Source organism: Chryseobacterium gleum (assembly GCF_900636535.1).
Classification (GTDB): domain Bacteria; phylum Bacteroidota; class Bacteroidia; order Flavobacteriales; family Weeksellaceae; genus Chryseobacterium; species Chryseobacterium gleum.
Genome location: NZ_LR134289.1, coordinates 2,981,686 through 3,007,375 on the forward strand (window position 1 = coordinate 2,981,686; position 25,690 = coordinate 3,007,375).

The 25,690-nt window shown below is 36.5% G+C and carries 27 protein-coding genes; 10 read left to right on the plus strand and 17 right to left on the minus strand.

Annotation, left to right across the window (positions count from 1 at the left end; translation table 11 throughout):
• Positions 1–33 precede the first annotated feature (33 nt).
• The 6 genes from EL165_RS13595 to EL165_RS13620 all read right to left on the minus strand — a co-directional run bounded on the left by EL165_RS13595 (position 34) and on the right by EL165_RS13620 (position 6,730).
• The gene (locus EL165_RS13595) at positions 34–876 is read right to left on the minus strand and encodes an energy transducer TonB (protein WP_002976283.1); all 843 of its coding nucleotides are present in this window, start codon (positions 874–876) and stop codon (positions 34–36) included.
• Between the two features lie 29 nt (positions 877–905).
• Positions 906–1,475, minus strand: coding sequence for an ExbD/TolR family protein (locus EL165_RS13600; RefSeq protein ID WP_002976282.1), 570 nt, complete (start codon positions 1,473–1,475; stop codon positions 906–908).
• Between the two features lie 11 nt (positions 1,476–1,486).
• On the minus strand, positions 1,487–2,095 hold the full coding sequence (locus EL165_RS13605) for an ExbD/TolR family protein (protein ID WP_002976281.1): 609 nt from the start codon (positions 2,093–2,095) through the stop codon (positions 1,487–1,489).
• Positions 2,096–2,156: 61 nt separating this feature from the next.
• Positions 2,157–3,020, minus strand: coding sequence for a MotA/TolQ/ExbB proton channel family protein (locus tag EL165_RS13610; protein ID WP_002976280.1), 864 nt, complete (start codon positions 3,018–3,020; stop codon positions 2,157–2,159).
• 240 nt (positions 3,021–3,260) lie between these two features.
• Positions 3,261–6,074, minus strand: a complete 2,814-nt coding sequence (gene leuS / locus EL165_RS13615; protein WP_002976279.1) for a leucine--tRNA ligase — start codon at positions 6,072–6,074, stop codon at positions 3,261–3,263.
• 182 nt (positions 6,075–6,256) lie between these two features.
• A complete protein-coding gene (locus tag EL165_RS13620; RefSeq protein ID WP_002976277.1) occupies positions 6,257–6,730 on the minus strand; it encodes a lipocalin-like domain-containing protein in 474 nt (157 codons plus the stop codon).
• A 199-nt stretch (positions 6,731–6,929) separates the two neighbouring features.
• Between EL165_RS13620 and EL165_RS13625 the strand changes: the two genes are divergently transcribed.
• From EL165_RS13625 to EL165_RS13635, 3 genes are read left to right on the plus strand one after another with little or no spacing between them, the layout of a single operon-like run.
• Positions 6,930–7,907 carry an acyltransferase family protein gene (locus tag EL165_RS13625; protein ID WP_002976276.1) on the plus strand — a complete coding sequence of 326 codons (978 nt, stop codon included), beginning with the start codon at positions 6,930–6,932 and terminating at the stop codon, positions 7,905–7,907.
• A gap of 22 nt (positions 7,908–7,929) precedes the next feature.
• Positions 7,930–8,685 (plus strand): glycosyltransferase family 2 protein, encoded by a 756-nt coding sequence (locus EL165_RS13630; protein ID WP_002976275.1) that lies wholly within the window; start codon positions 7,930–7,932, stop codon positions 8,683–8,685.
• Positions 8,685–9,311: a calponin homology domain-containing protein gene (locus EL165_RS13635; RefSeq protein WP_002976274.1), complete on the plus strand. Its 627-nt coding sequence runs from the start codon at positions 8,685–8,687 to the stop codon at positions 9,309–9,311. The genes EL165_RS13630 and EL165_RS13635 overlap by 1 nt, the downstream gene beginning before the upstream one ends.
• Here EL165_RS13635 and EL165_RS13640 read toward each other — a convergent pair.
• From EL165_RS13640 to EL165_RS13665, 7 genes are all read right to left on the minus strand, one after another.
• Positions 9,303–10,541, minus strand: a complete 1,239-nt coding sequence (locus EL165_RS13640) for a 3-deoxy-D-manno-octulosonic acid transferase (protein ID WP_002976273.1) — start codon at positions 10,539–10,541, stop codon at positions 9,303–9,305. The two genes, EL165_RS13635 and EL165_RS13640, sit on opposite strands and share 9 nt — an antisense overlap.
• Positions 10,542–10,547: 6 nt before the next feature.
• Positions 10,548–10,892: a cupin domain-containing protein gene (locus EL165_RS13645; protein WP_002976272.1), complete on the minus strand. Its 345-nt coding sequence runs from the start codon at positions 10,890–10,892 to the stop codon at positions 10,548–10,550.
• The gene (locus tag EL165_RS13650; RefSeq protein ID WP_002976271.1) at positions 10,889–11,356 is read right to left on the minus strand and encodes a DUF1648 domain-containing protein; all 468 of its coding nucleotides are present in this window, start codon (positions 11,354–11,356) and stop codon (positions 10,889–10,891) included. Before EL165_RS13650 ends, EL165_RS13645 begins: the two co-directional genes overlap by 4 nt.
• A gap of 22 nt (positions 11,357–11,378) precedes the next feature.
• Positions 11,379–12,095, minus strand: a complete 717-nt coding sequence (locus EL165_RS13655) for a C40 family peptidase (RefSeq protein ID WP_002976270.1) — start codon at positions 12,093–12,095, stop codon at positions 11,379–11,381.
• A gap of 85 nt (positions 12,096–12,180) precedes the next feature.
• Positions 12,181–12,828, minus strand: coding sequence for an O-methyltransferase (locus EL165_RS13660; protein WP_002976269.1), 648 nt, complete (start codon positions 12,826–12,828; stop codon positions 12,181–12,183).
• A 117-nt stretch (positions 12,829–12,945) separates the two neighbouring features.
• Positions 12,946–13,101, minus strand: coding sequence for a CCPGW family putative bacteriocin (locus tag EL165_RS26660; RefSeq protein ID WP_407936191.1), 156 nt, complete (start codon positions 13,099–13,101; stop codon positions 12,946–12,948).
• A 564-nt stretch (positions 13,102–13,665) separates the two neighbouring features.
• Positions 13,666–14,499, minus strand: coding sequence for an OmpA family protein (locus tag EL165_RS13665; protein ID WP_002976267.1), 834 nt, complete (start codon positions 14,497–14,499; stop codon positions 13,666–13,668).
• Positions 14,500–14,586: 87 nt separating this feature from the next.
• Here EL165_RS13665 and tilS point away from each other — a divergent pair, with 87 nt between their 5' ends.
• From tilS to EL165_RS13690, 5 genes are all read left to right on the plus strand, one after another.
• The gene (gene tilS / locus EL165_RS13670) at positions 14,587–15,936 is read left to right on the plus strand and encodes a tRNA lysidine(34) synthetase TilS (RefSeq protein ID WP_002976266.1); all 1,350 of its coding nucleotides are present in this window, start codon (positions 14,587–14,589) and stop codon (positions 15,934–15,936) included.
• Positions 15,926–17,995 (plus strand): protein-disulfide reductase DsbD family protein, encoded by a 2,070-nt coding sequence (locus EL165_RS13675; RefSeq protein WP_002976265.1) that lies wholly within the window; start codon positions 15,926–15,928, stop codon positions 17,993–17,995. Before tilS ends, EL165_RS13675 begins: the two co-directional genes overlap by 11 nt.
• Positions 17,996–18,285: 290 nt before the next feature.
• Positions 18,286–18,810 (plus strand): biopolymer transporter ExbD, encoded by a 525-nt coding sequence (locus EL165_RS13680; RefSeq protein WP_002976264.1) that lies wholly within the window; start codon positions 18,286–18,288, stop codon positions 18,808–18,810.
• Between the two features lie 105 nt (positions 18,811–18,915).
• Entirely contained in the window at positions 18,916–19,698 is a 783-nt protein-coding gene (locus tag EL165_RS13685; RefSeq protein ID WP_002976263.1) for an alpha/beta fold hydrolase, read from the plus strand.
• Positions 19,699–19,768: 70 nt separating this feature from the next.
• Positions 19,769–20,587 (plus strand): patatin-like phospholipase family protein, encoded by an 819-nt coding sequence (locus EL165_RS13690; protein ID WP_002976262.1) that lies wholly within the window; start codon positions 19,769–19,771, stop codon positions 20,585–20,587.
• A gap of 39 nt (positions 20,588–20,626) precedes the next feature.
• Here the strand turns inward: EL165_RS13690 and EL165_RS13695 are convergent, their stop codons facing one another.
• The gene (locus EL165_RS13695) at positions 20,627–21,631 is read right to left on the minus strand and encodes a DHH family phosphoesterase (RefSeq protein ID WP_041461576.1); all 1,005 of its coding nucleotides are present in this window, start codon (positions 21,629–21,631) and stop codon (positions 20,627–20,629) included.
• Positions 21,632–21,866: 235 nt separating this feature from the next.
• On the opposite strand from EL165_RS13695, the gene rpmH reads away from it, so the two are divergent.
• Entirely contained in the window at positions 21,867–22,025 is a 159-nt protein-coding gene (rpmH, locus tag EL165_RS13700; RefSeq protein ID WP_002976260.1) for a 50S ribosomal protein L34, read from the plus strand.
• A 155-nt stretch (positions 22,026–22,180) separates the two neighbouring features.
• Complete coding sequence (locus EL165_RS13705; RefSeq protein WP_002976259.1) at positions 22,181–22,891, plus strand: cell division ATP-binding protein FtsE; 711 nt, start codon at positions 22,181–22,183, stop codon at positions 22,889–22,891.
• Between the two features lie 60 nt (positions 22,892–22,951).
• Here EL165_RS13705 and EL165_RS13710 read toward each other — a convergent pair whose 3' ends face one another.
• Genes EL165_RS13710 through EL165_RS13720 form a run of 3 tightly spaced genes read right to left on the minus strand, consistent with a single transcriptional unit; the run spans position 22,952 to position 25,684 of the window.
• Positions 22,952–23,644 carry a tRNA1(Val) (adenine(37)-N6)-methyltransferase gene (locus EL165_RS13710; RefSeq protein WP_002976258.1) on the minus strand — a complete coding sequence of 231 codons (693 nt, stop codon included), beginning with the start codon at positions 23,642–23,644 and terminating at the stop codon, positions 22,952–22,954.
• A complete protein-coding gene (locus EL165_RS13715) occupies positions 23,644–25,098 on the minus strand; it encodes a sensor histidine kinase (protein WP_041461373.1) in 1,455 nt (484 codons plus the stop codon). The genes EL165_RS13710 and EL165_RS13715 overlap by 1 nt, the downstream gene beginning before the upstream one ends.
• 1 nt (position 25,099) lies before the next feature.
• A complete protein-coding gene (locus EL165_RS13720) occupies positions 25,100–25,684 on the minus strand; it encodes a riboflavin synthase (RefSeq protein WP_002976256.1) in 585 nt (194 codons plus the stop codon).
• Positions 25,685–25,690: the final 6 nt, after the last annotated feature.

Here is a 25,690-nt window from a genome sequence, read left to right on the forward strand (position 1 = left end):
TCTCTTTTTATTTATATTTTGAATAAATAAGTCTTATTCAAAGTTCATAGTAAATGGTACGCTATAGTAAGATCTAACGCTCTCCCCGTTTCTCTTCGCAGGAGTCCATTTTTTAAGTTTCTTAACTACACGTACAGCTTCACTGTTAAAGTCGCCATTTGGAGATTTCTCTTCAATAGTAACGTTTGATACAGTTCCGTCTTTTTCTACAACGAACTTAAGCTTAGCTTTAAGTGTTCCTTCTCCTCCTTCCATCAAAGAAGTATCAAAGTTATCACCCAGGAACTTTCTTAATGCTCCCATACCTCCAGGATATTCTGCAGACTGGTCAACATCTTTATAGATCTCGTTAGGGTTGTTCGCTTTTACTTCTACTGTACTTGCTTTAGTACCTGTAGATGGTGGTGGCGGTGGTGGTGTATAAGCCGGAGCTTTTACCCCCTCCTGATTCTGTAAACCGGTTGTAGTTTCCAACTGTTTAGAGATCGGTGGTGGTGGAGTTTCAATTTTCGGAGCTTTTACAGGCTCAGGAACCACGTTCTGAATAACCTCAATTTTCTCCTCTTCTTTTGGAGGTGGTGGTGGTGGAGGTGGTTCTTCTTCTTTAGGCTGCTCGATAATCGGATCTTCTTCGATAATATCTACAAGATCTGCCTTTACTTCCTGTTTAGGCGGAGCTGTAAGATTTTTAATCGTAAGATAGATGAACGGAGACAAAGCTGCCAAAAGGAATAAAGCTGTTCCGATGATAAAAGACTTTGTTAAAAGTCTCGGATACTGATGTCTAAGATCATAGGCACCATATTCCTTGTTTCTATTTTCAAATACGATCTCGTCTAAAGTAAGATTCTGACCGTATACATTTTCATCTGCCATAGATTAGATATAACAATTTTATGGTTAAATTACTTTGTAGCAGCAGCCGGTGCAGCAGCACCTCCTACTTTTTTCTCGTACACAGCTTTCTCCCAAGGCTTGATATCAGTAACACCGTACTGCTCACTCTTGGTAATTGCCATTTCGTCAAGAATATCAACAAAGTTCTTATATACAGCATCGTCAGTCGGCTTAATGATCACGGTAAATTTAGCCGGATCTGCAGCTCTAGATTTTGCCTGCTGAATTACTTTTCTGATTCCTTCTCTATCAAGGGTAGTTTCCATAAGAGTCTGGTCATTCAGGGATGTAGCATCCTGCTGGTGCCAAAATACTCTGTTGTTCTTACCTAATAATATAGAGATAGAGTTCGAAAGTTTAATTTCTGTTGGAGGTGGTTTCGGCTGATCTTTTTTCGGTTTCGCCGGAAGACCCAAATCCATAACATTCGGTTTACTGAACGTAGTTGTGAACATAAAGAAGGTAATCAATAGAAAACCCAAGTCCACCATCGGAGTCATATCGACTCTGGTACTCTGCTTCTTGGAACGGACCTTGCCGCCCTTGCCGCCTTTTTCTTGTACTTGTACTTCTGCCATTTCTATCGATATTATTCGTTAGGTTTACCTTCTTGTGATGTAATCAACCAAAATTTAAGAAAATCAATATCTCTTAAACCTTCAAATAGGCTTTTCACTTTAGGGTATTGAGTAGTAACGTCACCTTTAATTGCTAACTTGTAGTCAGGATTAACGCTCAAACTTTCTTTTACCCAATCAATTAATTGCTTATTTGTACTGTCCATAGGAATTCCTGTAGGACTCTTATAATTTTTCTGCTCATCTTCAGACATATCCAAGTAGCCTTTAAGCTGGTTCATTGGAACACCGATTGCCTGAACTTTCTGGAAAGCAGCCTTTTGATTGTTGTTAAAAGTAATTCCATACTTTTGTCCCATTTTATCCAAAAGAGCAACTCTTTCTGATGCATTTTCTACTGGCTGGAAATAGAATTTTCCGTCCGGAGTAGCATTGATAGTCATTAAACTAGCATCAGGAAGCAATTTTTCCGAAATTGAAGATGGCGGTTTGATCTGCTCCACGTCAGGTTTTTTAAACTGAGTGGTCAAGATAAAGAACGTAAGGAGTAGGAACGCAACGTCACACATTGCAGTCATGTCCGTAATTACTCCATGTCTTTTTGGTTTGACTCTCGCCATTATTATAAAATATTTTTAATTAAACTTCTTTTAATTGCTAATGCAAATATCTTGCTAATTCTTAGTTGAATTCAGCGAAAGATTGTTGGATACTCATAGAGATCTCATCGATCTTGTAAGTTAATCCGTCAATTTTAGATGTAAAGAAGTTGTAAAGGATAATAGCGATTGCTGAAGTACCGATACCTAATGCCGTGTTGATCAAGGCTTCAGAGATACCTGTAGATAGAGCAGCAGCATCCGGAGTACCACCTCCTGAACCTAATGCGAAGAACGCCTTGATCATCCCGATTACCGTTCCTAGTAGTGCTACTAACGTTGCAACCGTACCTAGAGTAGAAAGGATCATCATGTTTTTCTCAAGCATTGGCATCTCAAGAGTAGTAGCTTCTTCGATAGCTTTGTTAAGTGCTACCATTTTCTGCTCCTTATTTAATGTAGTATCGTGAGCAAGTGCTTTATAAGTAGTAAGACCTTCTTTTACTACGTTACCAACAGAACCTTGTTGTCTGTCACACTCTTCGATAGCTTCGTCGATTTTGTTTTGGTTTAGTAAGCTTCTTACCTGAACAACGAAGTTGTCTAAGTTTCCTTTTCCAGCTGCTTTACCAAGAACGAAATATCTTTCAAAAGAGAAAACGATTACAGTAATCATGAAAGTAATCAAGATTGGTACGATAACCCCTCCTTTGTAGATAATACCTAAAAACGATTCTGGGTGAATGTCTTTTCCTTCAACACTTGAAAAAGCTACAGATCCACTTCCTAGTTTGTCTGCATCTTTAAAGTTTCCTGGGCTACCAAGAACGAATAAATAAATACATACTCCTATAGCAAATAGAATAGGAATAATAACAGCTGGATTTAAACCTCCTGCCTTTCTAGCAACTACTTGCTCATCATTTTTTGAAACATTCATTTCCATATTTAACTAAATTATATTGTTTTAAAATTTTACAGGGTGTAAATTAAAGGCAAAATTAATTAAAATGCAAGAGTCTTAATTAAACATTTTGCTTTTTTTTGATAAAGAAATTTTAATACGATTTCGAAATAATAATTATTTTAAATTATTTTACTTATTTTTTCCAAATTTAACGTTTGAATTAAAAAATCAAAAAAATTAGACTCTCATTTTTTTTAATTTCCCAATGTTAATTTTTTTTTAAATTACGATATTCACAATACGGTGAGGGACTACAATGATTTTTTTAGGGGTTTTACCCTCCAAAATCTGTTGCATTTTCTCGTTCGAAATCACCAAATCTTCCACTTCCTTGGCAGATAATTGAGCTGAAAGTGAAATTTTGAACTTCATTTTGCCATTTACGCTTACCGGATACTCAATTTCGTCTTCAACAAGATAATCCTCATTCAATACCGGGAATTTTTCAAATTCTATCGAAGTATCATGTCCTAATAAATTCCACAATTCTTCACAGATATGAGGAGCATAAGGAGAAATGATAACGGCTAACGGTTCTAAAATATTGCGTTTGTTACATTTTATTTTCTGAAGTTCGTTTACAGCAATCATAAATGATGATACGGATGTATTGAAAGAGAAGTTTTCAATATCATATACGACCTTCTTTATTAAGGTATGTAAAACTTTATATTCCGCTTTTGCAGGTTCTTCGTCTGAAACTTCAAATACATCTCCATTAAAATAAAGATTCCAGAATTTTTTAAGGAAACCGTATACTCCACTTAGTCCCTGTGTATTCCAAGGTTTGGATTGCTCCAATGGTCCTAAGAACATTTCATATAATCTTAAACCATCCGCACCATATTCTTCACAGATGTCATCAGGGTTTACTACATTATATTTAGACTTGGACATTTTTTCTACCTCACGGTCTGTGATGTATTTTCCATCTTCCAGAATAAATTCTGCATCAGCATAATCCGGCCTCCATGCCTTGAAAGCTTCTGTATCCAATTCATCAGAGGTACCTTTTAATAAGGATACATCTACGTGAATCTGCTGAGTTTTATAATCTTTAGCCAGATTTTTGGATACATATTGATTTGTACCATCAATTCTGTACACAAATGCACTCATCCCTAAGATCATCCCCTGGTTAATCAATTTCTGGAATGGCTCCTCATGGCTGATATATCCTCTGTCTTTTAAGAACATGTTCCAGAAACGGGAATATAATAAGTGGCCGGTTGCATGCTCGCTTCCTCCTATATATAGGTCTACCTGTCCCCAATAGTCTGCCAGTTCTTTTTTAACAAAAGCTTCCTGATCATTAGGATCCATATATCTAAGGAAGTACCATGAGCTTCCTGCCCATCCCGGCATAGTAGATAATTCTAAAGGGAAAATAGTTTTATCATCAATTAAGTCTGTAGCAACTACTTTATGATTAACCTCATCCCATGCAAATTCTTTTGCGTTTCCTAGTGGCGGATCTCCATCTTCTGTAGGTAAGTATTTTTCAACTTCAGGAAGTTCCAGAGGTAAAGCGGAAGTTGGCAACGTGTATGGCATTCCATCCTTATAATATATAGGAACAGGTTCTCCCCAATAACGCTGTCTTGAGAAAATAGCATCACGCTGTCTGTAGTTGGTAGTTCCATGACCGATTCCTTTCGTTTCGATCTCGGAAATTATTTTTGCTTTCGCATCATTATAATGTAATCCGTTTAAGAAATCAGAGTTTACACAAACGGAATCTTTAGAATCAAAAGATTTCTCCTGAACGTCTTCTTCAGTCTCTACAACTTTTTTAATTTCAAGATTAAACTTCTTAGCAAATCTGTGATCACGCTCATCATGTGCAGGAACGGCCATTACCGCACCTGTTCCATATCCCATCAGTACATAGTCTGAAATATAGATCGGCATTTTTTCATTGCTGAACGGATTGATTGCATAACTTCCGGTGAAAGCACCGCTCACGTTTTTCACGTCAGACATTCTGTCTCTTTCGGTCTTTTTAGAAGTTTCTTCAATATAAGTGTCTACTTCTGCTTTTTGAGCATCAGTAGTAATCGTTTCCACTAAAGGGTTTTCCGGAGCCAACACCATAAAGGTTGCTCCAAAGATGGTATCAGGTCTTGTTGTAAATACCTCAACAATCTCGTCATGACCTTCTACCTGAAACTTAACCTGCGCTCCCTGAGATTTTCCAATCCAGTATTCCTGAGAATCTTTCAACGGCTGTGGCCAGTCTAAAGTATTTAATCCCTGTAACAGTCTTTCAGAGTATGCAGAGATTCTCATGCTCCACTGCATCATTTTCTTTTGGAAAACCGGGAATCCTCCTCTTTCGGATTTTCCATCTTTCACCTCATCATTTGCCAGTACTGTTCCTAATGCCGGGCACCAGTTTACAGTTGTCTCTGCTCTGTAGGCAAGACGATAGTTTAATAAGATATCTTCTTTATCAAGATCGGAAGCATTCTTCCATTCTTCTGCTGTGAAATTTAATTCATCGTTCTGATTTGCATTTAAGCCTTCCGTTCCTTTTTCTTCAAAATGCTGAATCAAAGAATCAATAGCTTCTGCCTTGTCTGTATTTTTATTATACCAGGAATGGTATAGCTGGATAAAAATCCATTGCGTCCATTTATAATAAGATGCATCTGAAGTTCTTACTTCTCTGCTCCAGTCAAATGAAAAACCTATTTTTCTTAACTGCTCCTCATATCTGTTGATATTCTGTTCTGTAGTAATTGCCGGATGCTGCCCTGTCTGGATAGCATACTGTTCAGCAGGAAGACCAAAGCTGTCATATCCTACCGGGTGAAGAACATTAAACCCCTGATGTCTTTTATATCTCGCATAGATATCCGATGCAATATATCCCAGCGGGTGACCTACGTGAAGTCCTGCTCCTGATGGGTATGGAAACATATCGAGTACATAAAACTTAGGTTTATCTGTGTTATTAGAGGTTTTATAGGTTTGATTATCCTCCCAGTATTTCTGCCACTTTTTTTCTATCTGCTGATGATCGTAAAACACTTTATATAGATGTTATATGTTAGACTTTAATATTGAATTATTTTTCCCTTTTTACAAGAATCACAAAAATAATGATTTTAAAGGAAATAGAAATTTAATTTATGATGAATTGCAATTCCGGCTTCAACAAAAAAATCCCATCCGGAGATGAGATCTGTTTTTATATCCTGAAGTATATACTATTATTGAGGAACTCTCTTGAAGGTAAATGTTCTTGTCTGGAATATCTTAGGATCCTGAGTTTCCTCTCTTACTGCAAGATTAAGCGTTGTTTCATTCAAAGTAATAATCTTTGCATTCTGTGGCTCTACGACTCCCTGAATTTTCATCTGGACATCTTTTCCTTCTTTATTATAGGTATAGTTGAATTTTATTTCTGAAAGAATAGCACACTGACCGGGCGTAGCAGTATCTCCCCAGTTTGTTTTCCCTCCCTTGGAGTCAGCGCTGAACCACCATCTGGTCTGTTTCTGACAGTCAGTATAAGTAATTGTGTTAGACACCGGATCCTCGCCGGTCTCTACAGTAGTAACTACTTCTTTTAATGGTTGCCAGGTCCCAACCAGAGGAGCTTCCAGAACAGTATCATTATTATCACTACATCCTGTAGCTGCAAACAAAGACAAACCTGCAAATAGTAATGCTAATTTCTTCATAGATCAATTTTTTCAAGCGCTAAAATTATAATTTTTTTGATTTATATTACTATTTTTTATGAAAAATTATTTCATCGGGCTTTATTTATATATATTTTAAAACACTCTGATGTACTTTTCCCTTTATTTAACAAATAATGAATATATGAGCATCATTCATTGTATTAAAAAAGTTATTTTTGCATGAAACAAAATACAAATGCAGGATATAACGAGAAACAATTTTGATTTTATACGTGTTCTCCTTGCTTTCATTGTCTTTGTAGGACATTTGGGGGCATTAAGCGGCGCTGACCAGCTTACAATTTTAACGTACAGCCCTGTGGAAGTGGCTGTTTTCTCATTTTTTATCGTTAGTGGCTTTCTTATTGCGAGAAGTTATGAAAGATCATCAAGCTTAAAAAGCTACGCCAAAAAGAGATTTAACAGAATTGTTCCTGCCTATTTGTTAGTTGTATTTCTATGTGCAACATTATTAAGTCTGGTCAGCACTTTACCTTTTTCTGAATATTTTGGCAATACACAGGTGTATAAATACCTATTCTGGAATTCAATTTTCATGAATTTTAAAGCGCCATGGCTACCCGGAGTATTCGGAAACCAGGCGGTAAACGGAGCATTGTGGACCCTTAAAATAGAAATGTGCTTTTATATTGCTGTTCCACTGATGTTTTTATTGTTTGGAAAAAATAACAAATACCGGAATATCAGTCTGATTGTATTGTATTTTCTCTCACTAATTTATCTCAACTATTTTGAAATGGCCGGAAAAGCTGCCCTTTCCAGACAATTACCGGGATCATTATGTTATTTCATTGGCGGAATGCTGATCTACTTTAACTTTGATAAGTTTATCAAACATAAAAATGCTTTATTCATCATTGCCATAATTACTGTCTGGATAGATCTTATTTTTAAAATAAAACTATTTTCTCCAATGATGATCAGTATTATTGTTCTGTACATTGCTTATTCATTTAAGTTCCTGAACAATTTTGGAAAGTACGGAGATTTCACTTACGGCATTTATATATTCCACTTCCCTATTATCAGGGTATTTGCAACATTGGGGCTTTTCGCCAGCTACAATCCTTATTTAATGGGATTGGTATGCATGTTGGTAGTAATCGGGGTAGGAATTGCTTCCTGGCATCTTTATGAAAAAAGATTTTTATAATTTTACAATTCAAAAAGCATAAATGAAAGATCTTGTCTCCATTATTACTCCATGTTATAATTCTGCAGAATTTATCGAGGAAACCATACAGTCTGTTCTTAACCAAACCTATGAAAACTGGGAGTGGCTGATCACTGATGACCTTTCTAAAGATAATACTGTTGAGATCATCAGGAAATATAATGATCCCAGAATAAAGCTGCAGGTACTGGAGAAAAACGGAGGCGCAGGAAATGCAAGGAACAACAGCCTGGAAAGAGCCCAGGGAAGATATATTGCCTTTCTGGATTCTGATGATTACTGGTATCCCGAATATCTTGAAACAATGACCGGTTATATGCAGGAACACCATGTAGAACTTGTCTACTGTAATTATTCCAGATGTAATGAGCAGCTGCAGCCAATTCTGAAAGACTTTCTGGCTGACAAAACAGTTACTTTCTCCAATCTGCTGAAGACATGCCGTCTTGCTCCTGTCTCTACCATGTATGATACCCAAAGAGTTGGTAAATTCCTGTTCCCCGTAAAAAGCAAACGCGAGGACCATGTGATGTGGCTTAATCTTTTAAAGGTCATTCCGGAAGGGATGCCAGTAAAAAAAACGCTGGCAAAGTACAGAATGCGGGAAAACAGTGTTTCCAGAAATAAAAAAAACATCATCAAAGATCAATACCTTGTCTATAAAGATTTCATGGGATTTTCAACATTAAAATCATTATACTATACGGCTAACTGGGCGCTAAATGGATTCCTCAAATATTCGAAAATTTTTAATTAATGGAGTATTCAAAAGAGTTCAAAGCCGCTCTGAGTGCTTTTTCAGGTGCCGAGAAAGACAAACTCATTTTCAGACTCCTTAGGAAGGACAAATTGTTATCCAAAAAGCTGTATTTCGAACTGATTGACCCGGAAACTACGGATGATAAAAGAAATGCCATGGAAGAACATGTGGAAGAACAGGTCCTCCTAGCTGCAAAATATATCGGAAACGCCAAATATTTTCTGACCATTATTCGAAAAATAAGCGCTGAAATTACTGAACACGTCAAAATCACCACTGACAAATTCGGGGAAGTCTCACTGAATCTTCTTCTGATCAACAAAGTACTGGAAAACAACAGCGACCTCAGCAGGCAGAGGTTTGATAATGTTTACAAGCTTTATATTTATATGATCAACAAAGTATTTAAATCTTTGCTTTTAATTAAAAAACTGGATGAAGATTACTGGCTGGAAATTGATGAATATCTTCGTGAAACTTCAGATAAAATCTTAGAAAATCACTACCTGCAAAAGCTGTGTATTAATAATGGGCTTGATCTTAATTGGTTTGAATGTGATAAAATTCCAGGGAATATTGATCAGATCATGAAAGAAATTAAAAGCCAGGGATTTTTAAGATAAGATTTTCTGAAGAATCATTCTGGTAGAATCAGGCTTATTATCTATAAACTTTCCTGCATTCCGGGACATCTCCGCAAGTTCTTCTTTATTATCCTCATTGGTAAGAAATAAAACAAATTCTGCAGTCGTATATTCGTCTTTAAAAGACTTTCCGCCACCAGCAGCGATCAGATCATCAGCTTCGGGATTCTTTTTGTAATGATTTCCAAAGACCACAGGAACACCAAAAGTTGCCGCCTCCAGGATATTATGAAGGCCCGCATCGTGAAATCCTCCTCCCACAACAGCCACCTCTGCATATGAATATAGTTTTGATAACAAGCCTATACTGTCTATAATCAAAATCTGGGAATTGCGAATTGAAGACTGAAAATTATGTATTTCACTGTACAATAAGGCATCTGGGAATATATTTTTAAGATGCTCTACTCTTTTCAGATCATGAGGTGCTATGATGAGCTTCACCGTATTATTTTTACGGGAAACAGCTTCTGCTATTTTCTCTTCAGCCTGCCAGGAACTTCCGAAAACAATGGCTTTACTTTCTCCTTTAAAATCAGAAATAAAGTCTACATGATTGTTGCGCTCACGAAGTTGTTTTACCCTGTCAAACCTTGTATCTCCCGTTACAGAAGACTTTATCAACCCTACACTTTTCGCAAGGGCCAATGAAAACTGAGTCTGATGGAAAAACCAGTCTACATTGTCCTGAAGCTGTTTTACAAACCATTTCCCATACGAGGTAAAAAAGGACTGTCTCTCATAGAACAATGCTGAAATTACATAAACCTTTGCTCCCTGATTCTTAAGTTCAGCAAGCAGGTTATACCAGTAGTCATATTTAACCGTAAAAAATAGTTCAGTGTTAAATTGTGATATAAACTCTTTAACAGTATGTTTTTTATCGAAAGGTAAGTAACAGATTACATCTGCCATATGCTTCTTTTTCACCACATTCTCATATCCTGACGGGGAAAAGAAAGTTACCAGGACTTTATGGTCGGGAAAAATTTCCTTAAGCTTTTCCAGAACCGGCAATCCCTGCTCATATTCTCCTAAACTGGCAGCATGCATCCAGATTACCTTATCTGTCTGTGAAAATGAAGATTTTACTTTGGTCAAAGACTCGCTCCTCCCTTCAACGCCTTTTTTAGTTTTATCATTAAACAAGGCGAAAACCTTCATTCCAAAAGTCAGCAGACTGATAAATAGATTATATAGAAAAGCCATTTTTAATTATTCTTTAATTTCAATTCTATCATGATCCGTAGGAGGATTTGATACGACTAAAAACTCAATTTCCGCTTCAGATTCATTGGAGATAAAATGCCTTGTTCCCGGTGCAATAGAAATAGATTCATTTTGTTTAACCCAAAACTTTTCTTCATTGATAAATAATACTGCTTCTCCTTTGAGGATGTAGAAAAATTGATCCGCTATCTCATGGTAGTGCAGTTTTTCTGAAGTTCCGGCAGGCATCTTTTCCTGCTTCACAGATAAGTTTCGCGTATTTTTAAGGACCCAGCTGTCACATTGGTTTCCCCAGATATAGTGTTCTGAATTTTCTTTAGAATGTATCATTTAAACAAGTGAGTAATGAAAAGTAATAAAGGAACAAACAATACAACTGATAAAAAAATGGTGGCGATTGAGATTCTAGGTTTAGCCTTATCATCAGCAGCATATCTGAACATATAGTCCTGAATATTCAAAAAAATCATGCCTAATATAAGAAAGAGAGTTCTCAATCCGATTTTCATAATTAAAAACTGGGCATTCATATTCTTATCTGTAATCTCTACCGGGAAATTAGTATCCTCAGGATGTCTGGTTCCATAGGTGAACACTGCATACAGCCCCAGCGCCAGTACTGGCATCAGAAAGGCATAGATTTTCCCTCCAAAGCCATCTGGTTTTCCTTCCAGATCAAAATGCACAGGAATACGATCTGGCAAAGCACTATAATTTTTCAGGGTAAACCACCATAAAAAAGCTACCCATCCAAAATTAAAAATATCAAAAATTATAAAAAGAATATTTTCCATTTCAAATGAGATTTAACCGAGGCTAGATTACAGTTTTCAGCACTCTAAGCTTGTGAGTATGCTTATTCATTTCTTTATTGAAAATCCCGGTGGAATCCAAAGTGTCAATTCTTACTTTTCCAGAAGCATGAATAATTTTCTGATTGTCCAGCATAATTCCTACATGGATAATTTTCCCTTCAGCATTTTCAAAGAAAGCAAGATCCCCGGGCTGTGTTTCTTCTACAAAGGTAAGCGGTTCTCCCACTTCAGCCTGCTGTGAAGCATCTCTTGGAATTTTAATATTGTGAATTTTATAGACCAATTGGGTAAAGCCGGAGCAATCTACTGCAAAAAAGCTTTTGCCTCCCCACAGATAGGGTACATTAAGGAACTCTTTTGCCGTCAGCGCAATACTTTCACGTACATCATGGCTTCTTCTTGAGGCCACCACCGGAAATTCCACTTCTGAACCCATCGACAGTAAAGTCTTCCCGTCATTCATCAGTACGGAAGAGAAATCTTCAGTAACGACAGTCACTTTTCTATTAGCGAGCTCCTCATCTGTTACCGGTTTTAGCTGTTTGGTATCCATCCATCCTTCATAGCCGTCATAGTGCATCTTTATTTTGGTCCAGTTTTTATCTACTTCCAAAATATCGGCACTTTCCCCGAACAATATTTCCGTAACAATTTCAGCCCTGTCAGAATTCTCTGCACGGACCGGCGCTACTGTAACAATACAAATTCCTTTATTCATTAATTCTCAATTTAAAGATTGAATAATTTAAAGATCAAAATACTATGCTGTATCTCTTTAAATGTTTAATCCTTGAATATTTCAGTTACTTTCTGCGAAGAAAGTTGACTCCATCACGCAAAGGTAAAATAAGATTTTCAAAATCTTCGTCTTTTGCCGCTAAATCATTTAACTCCTGAATAGACTGGGTAGACTTCAACTTCGGATTTTCTTCCAATACTTTTCCGTACCACAGAACATTATCAAACAGAATTACAGTTCCGGACTTCGTATGTGGTTTTATCAATCTGAAATATTCGGCATAGTTTTCCTTATCAGCGTCTACGAAAATCAAATCAAAAAATTCATCTGTTTCTTTTAAATATTCCTTGGCATCCTGAAGTTTAAAATCAATCTGGCTGGCATATTCACTAGATTCAAAATATTTTTTCGGAAGATAGACAAGATCCTCATTCACATCCAATGTTGTAATTTTTCCGTCTTTTGCCAATCCTGATGCAAGACACAAAGTAGCATATCCTGTAAAAGTTCCTATTTCAAGAATACTTTTCGGTTTCAACATTTGGGAAATAATGGTCAACAATCTTCCCTGCTGATATCCTGAAATCATATGAGGCTGTGTCGTCTTCTGATAAGTCTCCCTTCTCAGCTTTTTCAGAATTTCAGATTCCGAAGAAGCATGTGCTTCCAAATATCTATCCATTTCAGGATTCTTTTCTTCAAAAAAACTCATATAATTTTAATTTAAACAAATTTAAGGATTTTAAAGTTTCTTTCTACACTGCAAAGTAAGATATAAAAAAAGAGAGAAATTAATCCCTCTTTATTCGTGTACTTAGCTTTTAGAATTTTATATCGCAATACAATATTCTCTTATACCAGCACAAACCCATCCTGGGCAACACTTTGTTTGTAGGCTGGTACAAAATATCTGTGGATTACACCCGTTAATAGCACCTTGTACAGTTTTCATTTCTCCTCTTGAAAGTTTTTTTGAATTTTTCATAATAATTTTAGTTTAGTATTAATTTCCTACTCTTTAGATTTTCGGACATCTCTATAATATTTCCTTTAATGGAGATATAAATATACACATTCTTTTATTAATCAACTAATTATATACTTAAAAATCAACTATTAAATGTATAAAATCTAAATATCAGTAAAAACCCCATATAAAATACCGGGAAAACACGGATGGTATTTTTGTGGTATTAGTGCTAAGTTTGCCATAAGAATAAGGGGTAAAAACACTAAGAGAAACAAGATGATTGCAGGAGAGACACAAACTAACCATGAGAATCAGAAAAAAGTTTTACCGAGAGGTAGAACTGATTCTTCTGCAGCAAAAAGTAAGACAGAAATATCCACTTCATTTTTGCAACGAATTATTTCGCTCCTGAAAAAGGAAGAATTAATTTGATTAAAAATAAGCCCCGCCCACCTTCGGGGTTTATTTTTGTCTGAAACGGTACTTGAAACTTAAGAATTAATAAGCTTAATGTCGACAATTAACATAAAAAAATCCCGAATTGCTTCGGGATTTTTTTAATATATGATGATTGAGTGATTATTTTTTAGGAGCGATATCCATCAGTTTCATAAACTCGTCAAGTTTAGGCATAATGATGATTTCTGTTCTTCTGTTTTCTGCTCTTCCTGAAACACTCATGTTTGTAGCTTTCGGGTTGTACTCAGAACGCCCACCGGCTGTAATTCTTGCAGGATCCACACCAAACTGAGTCTGAAGAACTTTAGCAACAGAAGTCCCTCTTAATGCAGAAAGATCCCAGTTGTCTCTCGGAAGATTCGGTGAGTTTAATGGAGCATTATCCGTGTTACCTTCGATCAGCACTGAATATTTATCATAATCATTGATTACTTTCGCTACTTTACCTAACACTTCCTGAGCGGCAGGTAAAATATTGTAATCCCCCGTTTTGTATAACATTTTATCAGAAAGAGAGATCATTACTACTCCTTTCAATACTTTTACCTGAACATCTTCATCTGATACATTATCCAAAGATCTCTTCAGTTTGTTAGACAATGCAAGGTTCAGACTGTCGTTCTTCGCATTACTTGAGATCAGCTGCTTGATATAAGAATTGGAAGCATTGATTTCTCCTACCAACTTATCAATGTTAGCAGAACTTTTTCCGGTATTGGACAAACATGCATCCAATGATGATTTTAAAGCATCATGCTGACTTTTCAGCAAATTGTTTTCACCTGTCAATGCAGAGTTCTGAGATTTCAAATCCTGAATTTCTCTCTGCCTTTCCCCGATGTTTTCAATACACTGCTTATAGTTTGTGCTCAAAGCATCATACTGCTTTTTGCTGACACAAGATGTCATTCCCAGCGCCATTGCAGAAACTGCTAAAATTTTTAAAATCTTCATAAATAATCATTTTTAGACTACTCAAAGTTAGGGAAATTCAATTGAATTATATCGGTTATCTTTGCATAAAAGAAATTCTCAACATATATGTTGAAAAAATTAACCTTTATCAATCAATTAAAAAATCTCGTTCACGAGCCGGAAAAGCACACCTTTCTTCTGGCAGTAAGCGGAGGTGTTGACTCTATGGTCCTGGCCTCTTTGTTCAGGGATTTCGGGCAGGAAATTCAGGATTCAAAGTTCCGGTTTCAGGTTGCTCATATCAATTATAAACTTCGTGGTAATGATTCGGATCTGGATCAGAAAACAGTACAGGATTTTTGTGAGAAAAATCATATAAAATTTCATCTGTATGAAGTTTCAGAAAAAGATCAGAAACCGGAAAACTCTATTCAGCTTTGGGCACGGGAACTCAGATACAGGTTTTTCAAAACAATCCAGGAAAAGGAAAAACTGGAATTTCTGGTAACAGCCCATCATTTGAATGATCAGCTGGAGACTTTTATCATCAATCTTTCCAAGGCTGCCGGCATCAACGGATTAAGCGGCATTCCTTCCCATGACAATAATATTCTCAGACCGCTTTTAAATTTTTCAAAAAAAGAAATTTATCAGTTTGCAGAATTGAACCATATTGAATTCCGGGAAGATCTCTCCAATAAAAAAAATGATTATCTGAGGAATAAGATTAGAAATCAGATTGTTCCGATGTTGATGGAAACCAACGATCATTTTTTGGACAACTTTAGAAAAAGTTCTTCTCTGCTGAATCAAACCAAGGATTTTGTTCAGAAACAGATTCAGGAAATAGAAAATAACCTTACAGTATTTAACCAGGACTATAAAATCTTATCAAAGGAAAAGCTGAATCAGGAAAGCGATTTCGTAAAATTTGAAATTTTAAAAAAATACGGTTTCAACCAGGAGGAAGAAATCCCCAAAATTTTTAAAGCGGAAAACAACAGTTCTTTTTTTTCAAAAGAATATCAGTTAATTGTTAACCGTGACGAACTGATTTTTATTAGCAGAAGTCAGGAAAAGAAATCTGATGAAGAAATTGTACTGATCGATCATTTTGATTTTTCCGAAAACCAGATTACCATCAATCTCGTAGATCATATTGAAAGCATTGATGGAATCAATAAAGGCTTTGAGTGGGATTTTGATGCTGAAAAACTTCATTTCCCACTGCGTTTAAGAAAGCAAAAAGAAGGTGATGAATTCTATCCCACAGGTTTTTCGGGGAAAAAGAAAGTTTCTAAATTTTTTAGGGACGAAAAATTATCTATTTTAGCGAGGCAAAAAATCTGGATACTTGCTGACAGCAATGATTCTGTACTTGGGGTTATCCCAATCAGACAGGACAGACGATATGCAATGAATGAGAAGACGAAATGGAGTCTCAAAATTTTTAATGAAATGAACAATGAAATTTAGAAATTGGTTTTTATTAATTCTATTATTTTTAGCGACGGGGATTAATGCACAGATAAAAAATCCTGTAAAGTTTAAATTCACCATCAATGACCTTGGCAACAACCAGTACGAAGCAGTGCTGAATGCGACAATGGAAAGCGGATGGCACATTTATTCCAAAGATTTACCGGAAGACACCGGAATTCCTACTGAATATAAAGTTACAGGAAAGAATATCGAACTGATCGGAAAGTTTACCGAAGTGGGTAAAAAACACGAAGAATTTTCTGAAGCATTCGGGGGAACAATTGTTTACTATTCTAATTCAGCCGGTTTTAAGCAGAAGTTTAAGCTAAAAGATCCGGCAAAACCTGCAGATGTCACTTCTGAAATTACGTATCAGACTTGTGATGACAGAGTTTGCCTTGCTCCTAATACGTTAGAATTCAACCAGAAAGTTACACCAAAAGGTGCAACGGAAGAGACGGTAACTGAAGAAACAGCTTCTCCTGTAAAAGACTCAGTAAAAGTAACTGAGACGGTTAATGAAAATCCTGCAAAAAACGAAGCTACGATCACAGAAACGTCAAAACTGGATCCTAAGCAGCTGAAAATTGAGACAATAGATTTCAAAAAACCATTAACAGATTGCGGTACAGCTTCCGCAAAAGTGGATGAAAATTACTGGACTTATTTGTTCTTAGGGTTTATCGGAGGATTAATCGCATTGCTTACGCCTTGTGTTTTCCCGATGATTCCGTTGACAGTTTCATTCTTTACAAAAGGAACTAAAAATAAAGCCAAAGGAAAAAGAGATGCCCTTATTTATGGTTTTTTCATTCTTCTTATCTTCGTTTTATTAAGTATTCCATTCCACGTTATCGACGGTATTGCAGGAAATATCTTCAATGAAATTTCCACAAGTGTATGGCTTAATATTGCCTTCTTTATTATATTCATCTTCTTTGCTGGAAGTTTCTTCGGGTATTATGATATCACGTTGCCAAGTTCAATAGCCAACAAATCTTCCAAAGCTGAAGAAGCGGGAGGAATTATCGGAATTTTCTTCATGGCATTAACGTTGGTAATTGTTTCTTTCTCTTGTACAGGACCTATCTTAGGAAGTTTATTAGGAAGTGCGGTAACAGGTTCTACAAATGTCCCGATGTTGCTGACATTTGCATTGGCAGGATTTGGTCTTGCCTGGGCTATTGTTTTCGGACTACTGGCTTTATTCCCGCAAGCGCTGCAAAGTCTTCCGAAATCAGGAGGATGGATGAATACCGTAAAAGTAGTTTTAGGTTTCGTAGAGCTGGCATTAGCATTGAAATTCTTATCTAAGGCAGACCTTGTATCCAAAACTTTCCTTTTAAAAAGAGAGCTTTTTATCGCTATCTGGATCATTGTTGCATTAGGATTGGCACTATATTTATTAGGATTTATCAGATTCCCGCATGATGATAAAAAACCTAAAATCTCTGTTACAAGAAAGGTATTGGGGGTATTGGGAATCGGTTTTGTAATTTACCTGATCCAGGGATTAATTCCATCTGACCGTCCGAAACTTCAGCTATTAAGCGGAATTTTACCTCCACTGAATGTAAGTTATTTCCATGATGAAAAAGACGGAATTCTGGGAATGCACCCTGAACATGATTTCTTCAAAGCGGTGGAATTGGCTAAAAAAGAAGATAAACCCATTCTTATTGACTTTACCGGATACGGTTGTGAAAACTGTAGAAAAATGGAAGAGTTTGTCTGGAGTGAAGCAGACATCTTGCCTATCCTTCAGAATGATGTAGTACTAGCTTCTTTATATGTAGATGATAAGGAAGAGCTTCCTGAAGATCAGAAAACAAAAATTGACCTTGGCGACGGGCAGATTAAAAAGGTAAAAACAATTGGTGACAGATGGAGCTTATTCCAGCAGGTTAACTTTAATAATAACTCACAGCCTCACTATGTTTTGATCACTCCGGACGGAAAAGTAATCAACACACCGGTTTCAGGATACATGCCAAAAGAGGATTTTAAAAAATTCCTAGAATGCGGGGTTAATTACTATAAAAAGAATAAATAAAATTATTTACATATCATTTGAAAACTCACACTTTGCCGTGTGAGTTTTTTTTTGCAGCACTTGATGAAAAATTTTAGAATCAATTTTGAAAAATATGATACTGAAAATACAATTATCAGAAAGCCAGAAACATCATTAATTAATCAGTTTTAAAAGAAGAAACGGAATTTTAAAATTCAATATAAAAACTATCAATAAATTCATGAATCTATTGATTATTCAGCAAACAAGGCATGTGTTTTGTTTGAATTACCCAACAAATACCGTTTAATATTTAAAAACTTTAAATCATGGCAGAAGTAATTGCACAAGAGAAACAAGGCAGCAAACAAAAGAAAAAAATGATCAGAGTAGACATGACTCCTATGGTTGATCTGGGATTCTTATTGATCACATTCTTTATGTTCACCACTAATTTTACAAAACCTAACGTAATGGATTTAGGATTACCGGCAAAAGATCCCAACCCTCATCCTACGGATATTCCTGTAATCGGAGATCAAAACCAGATTACCTTTATCCTTGGAAAAGACAACCGCGTATTTTATCATCAGAGCAATCAGAAAGATCTGAATGTTGGAAATCTGAAAGAAACAGATTTCAGTGGACTAAAAATTTCAAAGATCATTGCTGAAGCGTATAAAAATGCTCCGGCGCCTGATAAATTCACAGTGATTGTAAAACCAACAGACGAAGCCAATTACAAAAATTTTGTAGACATGCTGGACAATCTTGCGATTTCTAAAAAGGAAAGATATGGTGTAACGGATATCAAACCCTGGGAAACAAAGGTTTATAAAGAATTAACCCAATAAAAGACAAGGGCATTTTTTAAATGCTCTTTTTTTGATTAATTTTGAAAGGAGAAACGCGTCTGCAGATAACCTGCTGTATTATTAACCTTCTAAATTTTTGGAATTATGCTGAACTTTGAAAGAAAAGGAAACGGAAAAGAAACTTTGGTGCTTCTTCACGGTTTTATGGAAAATCTATCCATCTGGAGCGACATGGAACATCATCTTTCCAAAGATTTTTCATTCCTTAAAATTGACCTTCCGGGCCACGGACAGTCTGAAATTCTCGCAGAGGTTCATACCATGGAACTGATGGCAGGGGAGGTAAAAAAAGTACTGGATGATCAGCATTTAGAGAAAGTTCACCTTTTGGGCCATTCGATGGGAGGATATACTGCACTTGCCTTTGCTGAAAAATACCCTGGTCTTTTAAAAAGCTTAACTTTATTTTTCTCTACTTATTTTCCGGATGATGAAGAGAAAAAACAGCAGCGCATCAAGAGTTACAGGATTATAAAAGATGCATTTGCCCATTATGCAAGAGCCGGAGTACCCAATTTATTCAATCCAAATGAAAGGGATATTCTGGAAGGAAAAATTGAAACAGCACTCGAAACAGCTCTTTCCACCAATAATTTAGGGGCTCTAGCCTGTGTAAAAGGTATGGTAGAAAGAACAGACAAAAAACATGTCCTTGAAAACCTGGAAGCTAAAATCTTGGTATTAGCCGGTAAACATGATAACGCCGTAAAAACCGATATGATGATCAAACATCTTCCGGACAGGACGAATATCAAATCTTATATCCTGGACTGCGGACATAACGGTCACTGGGAAAAGCCAGGTATCTGTGCAGAAATCATCAATACGGAACTTCTTCACAATCTACCTAAAAAACTGGTTTTATAACATTCTTCCTGATAGATTAAAGTCTTATTTAACAAAAAATCCTGTATATTAGTAGAGGATAATTTTGGTAATGGCTTTATTTTCATTCAAAAAAAAGAAACCACCGGCACCACCGGTTATCGGGCTTACACTTTCAGGCGGAGGAATGCGTGGAATTGCTCATATTGCCGTACTGAAAGCTTTGGAAGAATATAATCTGAAACCGCACATTATCTCCGGAACCAGCGCAGGCTCTATTATTGGTGCTTTTTATTCTTTTGGAAAGACACCGGACGAAATGATGGAAATTGTAAGACAAACTTCTTTTTTCTCCAGATCTGCATTAAAATTATCAAAAAACGGAATTTTCAGCTCCAACTTTATTGTAAAATTATTCAAAGATTATTTTCCTGAAGATAACTTTAGTATTTTAAAAATTCCTGTCTATGTTGCAGCTACTGAAATGACGCAAGGTATCGTAGATTTCTTTTCTGAGGGAGAACTTTTCGGACCGTTGCTGGCCTCATCAAGTGTTCCTTTTATTCTTCCTCCGGTAAGGATGGGAGAGAAAATTTATGTGGACGGAGGTGTTCTGGACAATCTTCCCATTGAGCCTATCATTGATAAATGTAACTTCCTGATTGCTTCCCATGTCAACTCCATCAGTTATGATGAATTAAAAAAAATGAGCCTGATGAAGGAGTTTGACAGAATCCTTCACTTGGCGATTGCAAAATCCGTGTATTCTAAAGCCAAATACTGCAATATATTTCTGGATCCGCCCAAAATGACAAAATACAGTCTTTTCAATAAAAGATATATGGATGAAATGTTTCAGCAGGTGTACGAATATACCTGTCAGGAGCTTGAAGAAAAGGGATATCGTAAAAGTATCCAGGATTTTGGATAAAGAATATACGGACTTTTATAGTTTGCCTTTTATGTATTCCTACCAGCCTTCCTCTTTGACTTTATCTTTAAAGGTTTCTATGGTCCCTGCCAGAGAATCTAAAGATTTTCCGCCCGCTGCATTAATATGCCCGCCACCATTGAAATATTTTCTTGAGAATTGGTTTACATCCACATCATCTTTGCTCCTGAAAGAAATTTTAACAAAGTCTTCATATAAATCTTCCATAAAGAATGCTGACATTTTAACGCCGGCAATACTTAAGCCATAGTTTACAAAACCTTCTGTATCTCCTTTCTGGAAACCATATTCTTTCAGCTCGTTTCTTGTAAGGCTCAAAACCGCTACTGTACCATCATTCACCACTTCTATTCTCCCAAGAACCAGGGCAAGTAAATGCAGGCGCGAAACCGTATTGGTATCCCATGTATTGGAGGTGATCATCGCAGGATCTGCCCCATTTTCAATCAGATGAGCAATAATCCTGTGTGTGGTGGCACTGGTGGAACGAAAACGGAAACCACCGGTATCTGTCATAATTCCTGTATAAAGACATTCTGCCATATCCTGGTTCACCAGTTTTTCATCATCCATTGCTTCTATGAAATGATAGATCATCTGTGAAGTGGCCGGGATTACCGTATCCGAATACACAAAATCAAATTTTTCCGGCTGCTGGTGGTGGTCAATAAGGATTTTCTTTCCCGGAGCTTTTATCAGCCAGTCTCCCAGTAATCCGATCCTTGACGGAGAATTAAAATCCAGACAGAAAATAACGTCTGCTCCTGCAATCATATCAGAAGCCAGCTTTCTTTTATACTCAGCAATAATAACTTTTTTAGATTCCGGCATCCATTTCAGAAACTTTGGAAAATCATTAGGTACAATAACCTCTGCATAAATTCCTTTTGCTTTCAGATAATGTTTCAATCCCAAACTTGAACCAATAGCATCTCCATCCGGATTATAATGGGTAAGGATCACTATTTTGCTGTCTTGGGTAAGTAATGTATTGATATCTAAAAGTTCTGCTGGTGTAAACATCCGGTGTTTATTTTTCGTTAAAATTAAAGTTTTCAAAGATAGAGCTTTTATATAAATCATTTAAATATTATTTTTGTACCGGAAAATGGTTTTGCCATGAGGGTTTGTAAAAGCCTGACCGAAAAACATTAAATTTAATTTTAAAAAAAGATAATTAAAGTTTGTAACTTATAAAAATTTATATATCTTTGCAACCTGAAAATTAATAGATTAATTACGATTTAAACATATAGTAATGAGTAAAAGAACATTCCAGCCATCAGAAAGAAAGAGAAGAAACAAACATGGTTTCAGAGAAAGAATGTCTACGCCAAATGGAAGAAGAGTTTTGGCTGCGAGAAGAGCTAAAGGCAGAAAGAGATTAACTGTAAGTGCTGCACGCGCTAAGAGGTAATTTCTACATTATCATATACAAAACATGCTTGAGAAGTTACTTTTCAGGCATTTTTTGTTGTTAAAATTTACTAAAATTAGAGTCAGATAGACTTCTTTTTTCTATTTTTAAAGATTGAAATTTTTTTGTTAGAAAACAGCCTTTAAAATTTAATTATGCCACATACACATATCTCCGGAGATAACATCATAAGTTTACAACACGCCAAGATTGCGCAAAAAAACTTTACTGTACTTTCTGATGTAAATCTTAACATTAAAAAAGGCAGATTCTGCTATCTTATCGGAAAAACAGGTTCCGGAAAAAGCTCTCTTCTGAAAACGCTTTACGGACATATTCCATTGGCATCAGGGCACGGAGCGGTTGTAGGGTTTGATCTGGCAAAGCTAAAGCCTTCTGACATTCCTAACCTGAGAAGAAAATTAGGAATCGTATTCCAGGACTTCCAGTTACTTTCGGACAGAACAGTTGAAAAGAACTTAAAATTTGTTCTTGAAGCCACAGGCTGGAATGACAAAGTAAAAATGGAAGACCGTATCAACGAGGTTCTGGGAAGCGTGAACATGAAAAGCAAAAAGCATAAGATGCCTCATGAACTTTCCGGAGGAGAACAACAGCGTATTGCTATCGCAAGAGCTCTTCTTAACCATCCTGATCTTATCCTGGCAGATGAGCCTACAGGAAACCTTGACCCTGAAACTTCCAACGAAATTATGACATTATTGAAGCAGGTTGCTCTTGAAAATGGTGCCGCTGTAGTAATGGCAACACACGATTACCATATGATCCAGAACTTCCCTGGTGAAGCGATCAGATGCGAGGACGGAAAAGTTTCTGTATTGGATACTTCAGAATTATTCGAATAAGAACTAAAAGATTAAGAAAGTCAGAAATAACCAACTTCTAAAATCTAATTTCTAGCTTCTTTACTTAAAAACATGAAACTCTTTGGTGAGTTCAAGATATGGGTCCGAGTATTGTCTCGGACTTTTTTCTATAATAAAATCAGACTCATCAACCTCTTTAGCTTCCGAAGAAAACTCCAGAATAAGTCTTTTGGTCTTTGAACCTTCAATTCCTTTAATATTAATCTTTCTTTTCAGATACAGATTATTCTCTTTACCTATCGAAACAAAAATCTCTCCCGCCTCAACAGGTATGATCAAGGAAAAAATTCCGCTGCCAGACAACAATTCTGCCGCTCTGGTTATCAACTGGCTGAAGTTCAGTTCTACGGTCTGACGGGCTATCTTATCTTTTTCAGATCCCGATTCTTCAAAATACGGAGGATTGGATACGATAAGATCAAACCGGTCACTCGTTTCAAAAGTTTTAAAATCCTGATGGCTATTTTTCAGCCTTAGACGGAAAGGAGAATTTTCAAAATTGAGTCTGGTAAGCTGTGCTGCATCTTCATTAATATCTAATCCTAAAAATTCAGCATGCGGATTTCTTTGCGCCAGCATCAGAGAGATTAGCCCTGTACCAGTTCCTACTTCCAGAACATTGGAAGCACTTTCAACATCAGCCAAAGCACCAAGCAGAACACCGTCTGTTCCCACACGGAAGACATCTTTAGACTGCTGGATTTCAAATTGCTTAAATGTAAAAGGTTTCACTATAAATTAGTAGGCAGTGTAATAATGAATGTAGATCCCTTCCCTACTTCAGATTTCACAGAGATCTCACCTTTATAATCTTCAATCATTTTTCTCACCATAGAAAGCCCAAGCCCCATTCCGCTGTTTTTAGACGTGAAATTCGGTTCAAAGATTCTTTCGTACATGTTTTCGGGAATTCCTATTCCGTTATCCTGAACAGAGATCATTACTCTTCTCTGATGCTGTTCCACATCTACATTAATGATCAGTTTTCTCTGGTCGCTTTCTGCCTGTTTTGCATTGGTAACAAGATTTGTTATGATTCTGGAAAGATAAATCCTGTCCATATTGATCATAATATTGCTCTTATTGGCATGCATAAAAATACTGTCATCATTGAATACCCGGAGAATATCTTCAACTTCTGTATTCAGATTGATGACTTCATTATTTTTTTCAGGAAGCTTTGCAAATTCTGAGAAAGCCGAGGCTACCGTAGCAATCAGATCAATCTGATCCACAATGGTTTTACTCATCTGTTTTACCCTTTCTCTAATATTCGGATCTTCCGGATCAAATTTTCTTTCAAAATTCTGGATGGTCAGCTTCATCGGGGTTAATGGGTTTTTCACCTCATGGGCTACCTGTTTGGCCATCTCTCTCCAAGCTTCTTCAGAAGCTTTAAATCTAAGCCTCTCTTTCTGGTCCTGAATCTGCAGAATCATTCTGTTATAAGCTCTCGCCAGCGCATTAAGCTCATCATTCTTATAATATCTGATAGGGCGCATTTCGTTTTCAAACAATGTAATACGCGTAATCATATCAGAGAACTTCGTAATGGTTTTTGCAAGGCTGTTAGAAGTAACCCAGCTGATCCAGATACTAAAAAGGATAAGGAATATATCGACCAGAAGAATATATTTTACATATTGATGAAGAACATCAAGGTAAGCAGACTCATTATGATATAAAGGAATATAAACAATCCCGATGGGCTCAAGCTCATTATTTTTCAGCAGAAGATAGGAAGAGGTAAGTTTAGCATCTTTAGCAGTATCATACCTAGTCAGATCAACCCTTGCATCAGTAGAAAGAATTTTATTAATGATATCAATGGAAATGGTTTTCTGGTCTATCAGGCTTTCATCTTTGTTGGAAAGCAGGTAATTCCCTTTCAGATCATAAATAACAATATCATGCTGGTTAATATCTGCAATTTCAAAAATTTTGTTCCCTAAAACCGTAGGAAGATCCTCAGTCTCCACCAATGTACGGCTTACCGCATAGTCCAGATACCGCATCACAGCATTGGTCTTCTCCTGCATGTCAATATTACTTTGCTGCATGGAGTTATTCCTTAACACAAAATAAGGAACAAGCGAGGTGGCAACAACACTTAAGAAGCATACCAGCAGAAATCCGAAAAACACCCGGTTCCTTAAGCTATATCCTTTATACTTATTAATTGACATTCTACTTTTTAATTAACCTAGCAATATACTTACCAATGATATCAAATTCCAGGTTTACTTTATCACCAATTTTCAAATGTTTCATATTTGTAAATTCCCAGGTATAAGGAATAATAGCTACGGAAAACTGAGCATCTTCGCTTTTAGCAACAGTAAGACTGATCCCGTTTACTGTAATGGAACCCTGAGGCACCGTTACAAAACTTCCGTCATTGTCATATTTCATGGTAATGAAATAACTTCCGTCTTTATTTTCAATACTTACCACTTCACCGGTTTTATCAACGTGACCCTGAACGATATGACCATCCAGTCTTCCATCCATCTTCATGCAGCGTTCAAGATTCACAACAGTTCCCAGTTCCCATTTCCCAAGGTTGGTTTTTTCCAATGTTTCGTTGATTGCTGTAACCACATAATGATTGTCTTTAATCTCTACAACCGTAAGGCAGCAGCCGTTGTGTGCCAGGCTCTGGTCTATTTTCAGCTCGTTTGTAAAAGGACATGTAAGGGTAAAATCTATATTGCTTCCTTTTTCTTCAATCTTCTCAATAACACCAACTGCTTCAATAATTCCTGTGAACATATTATT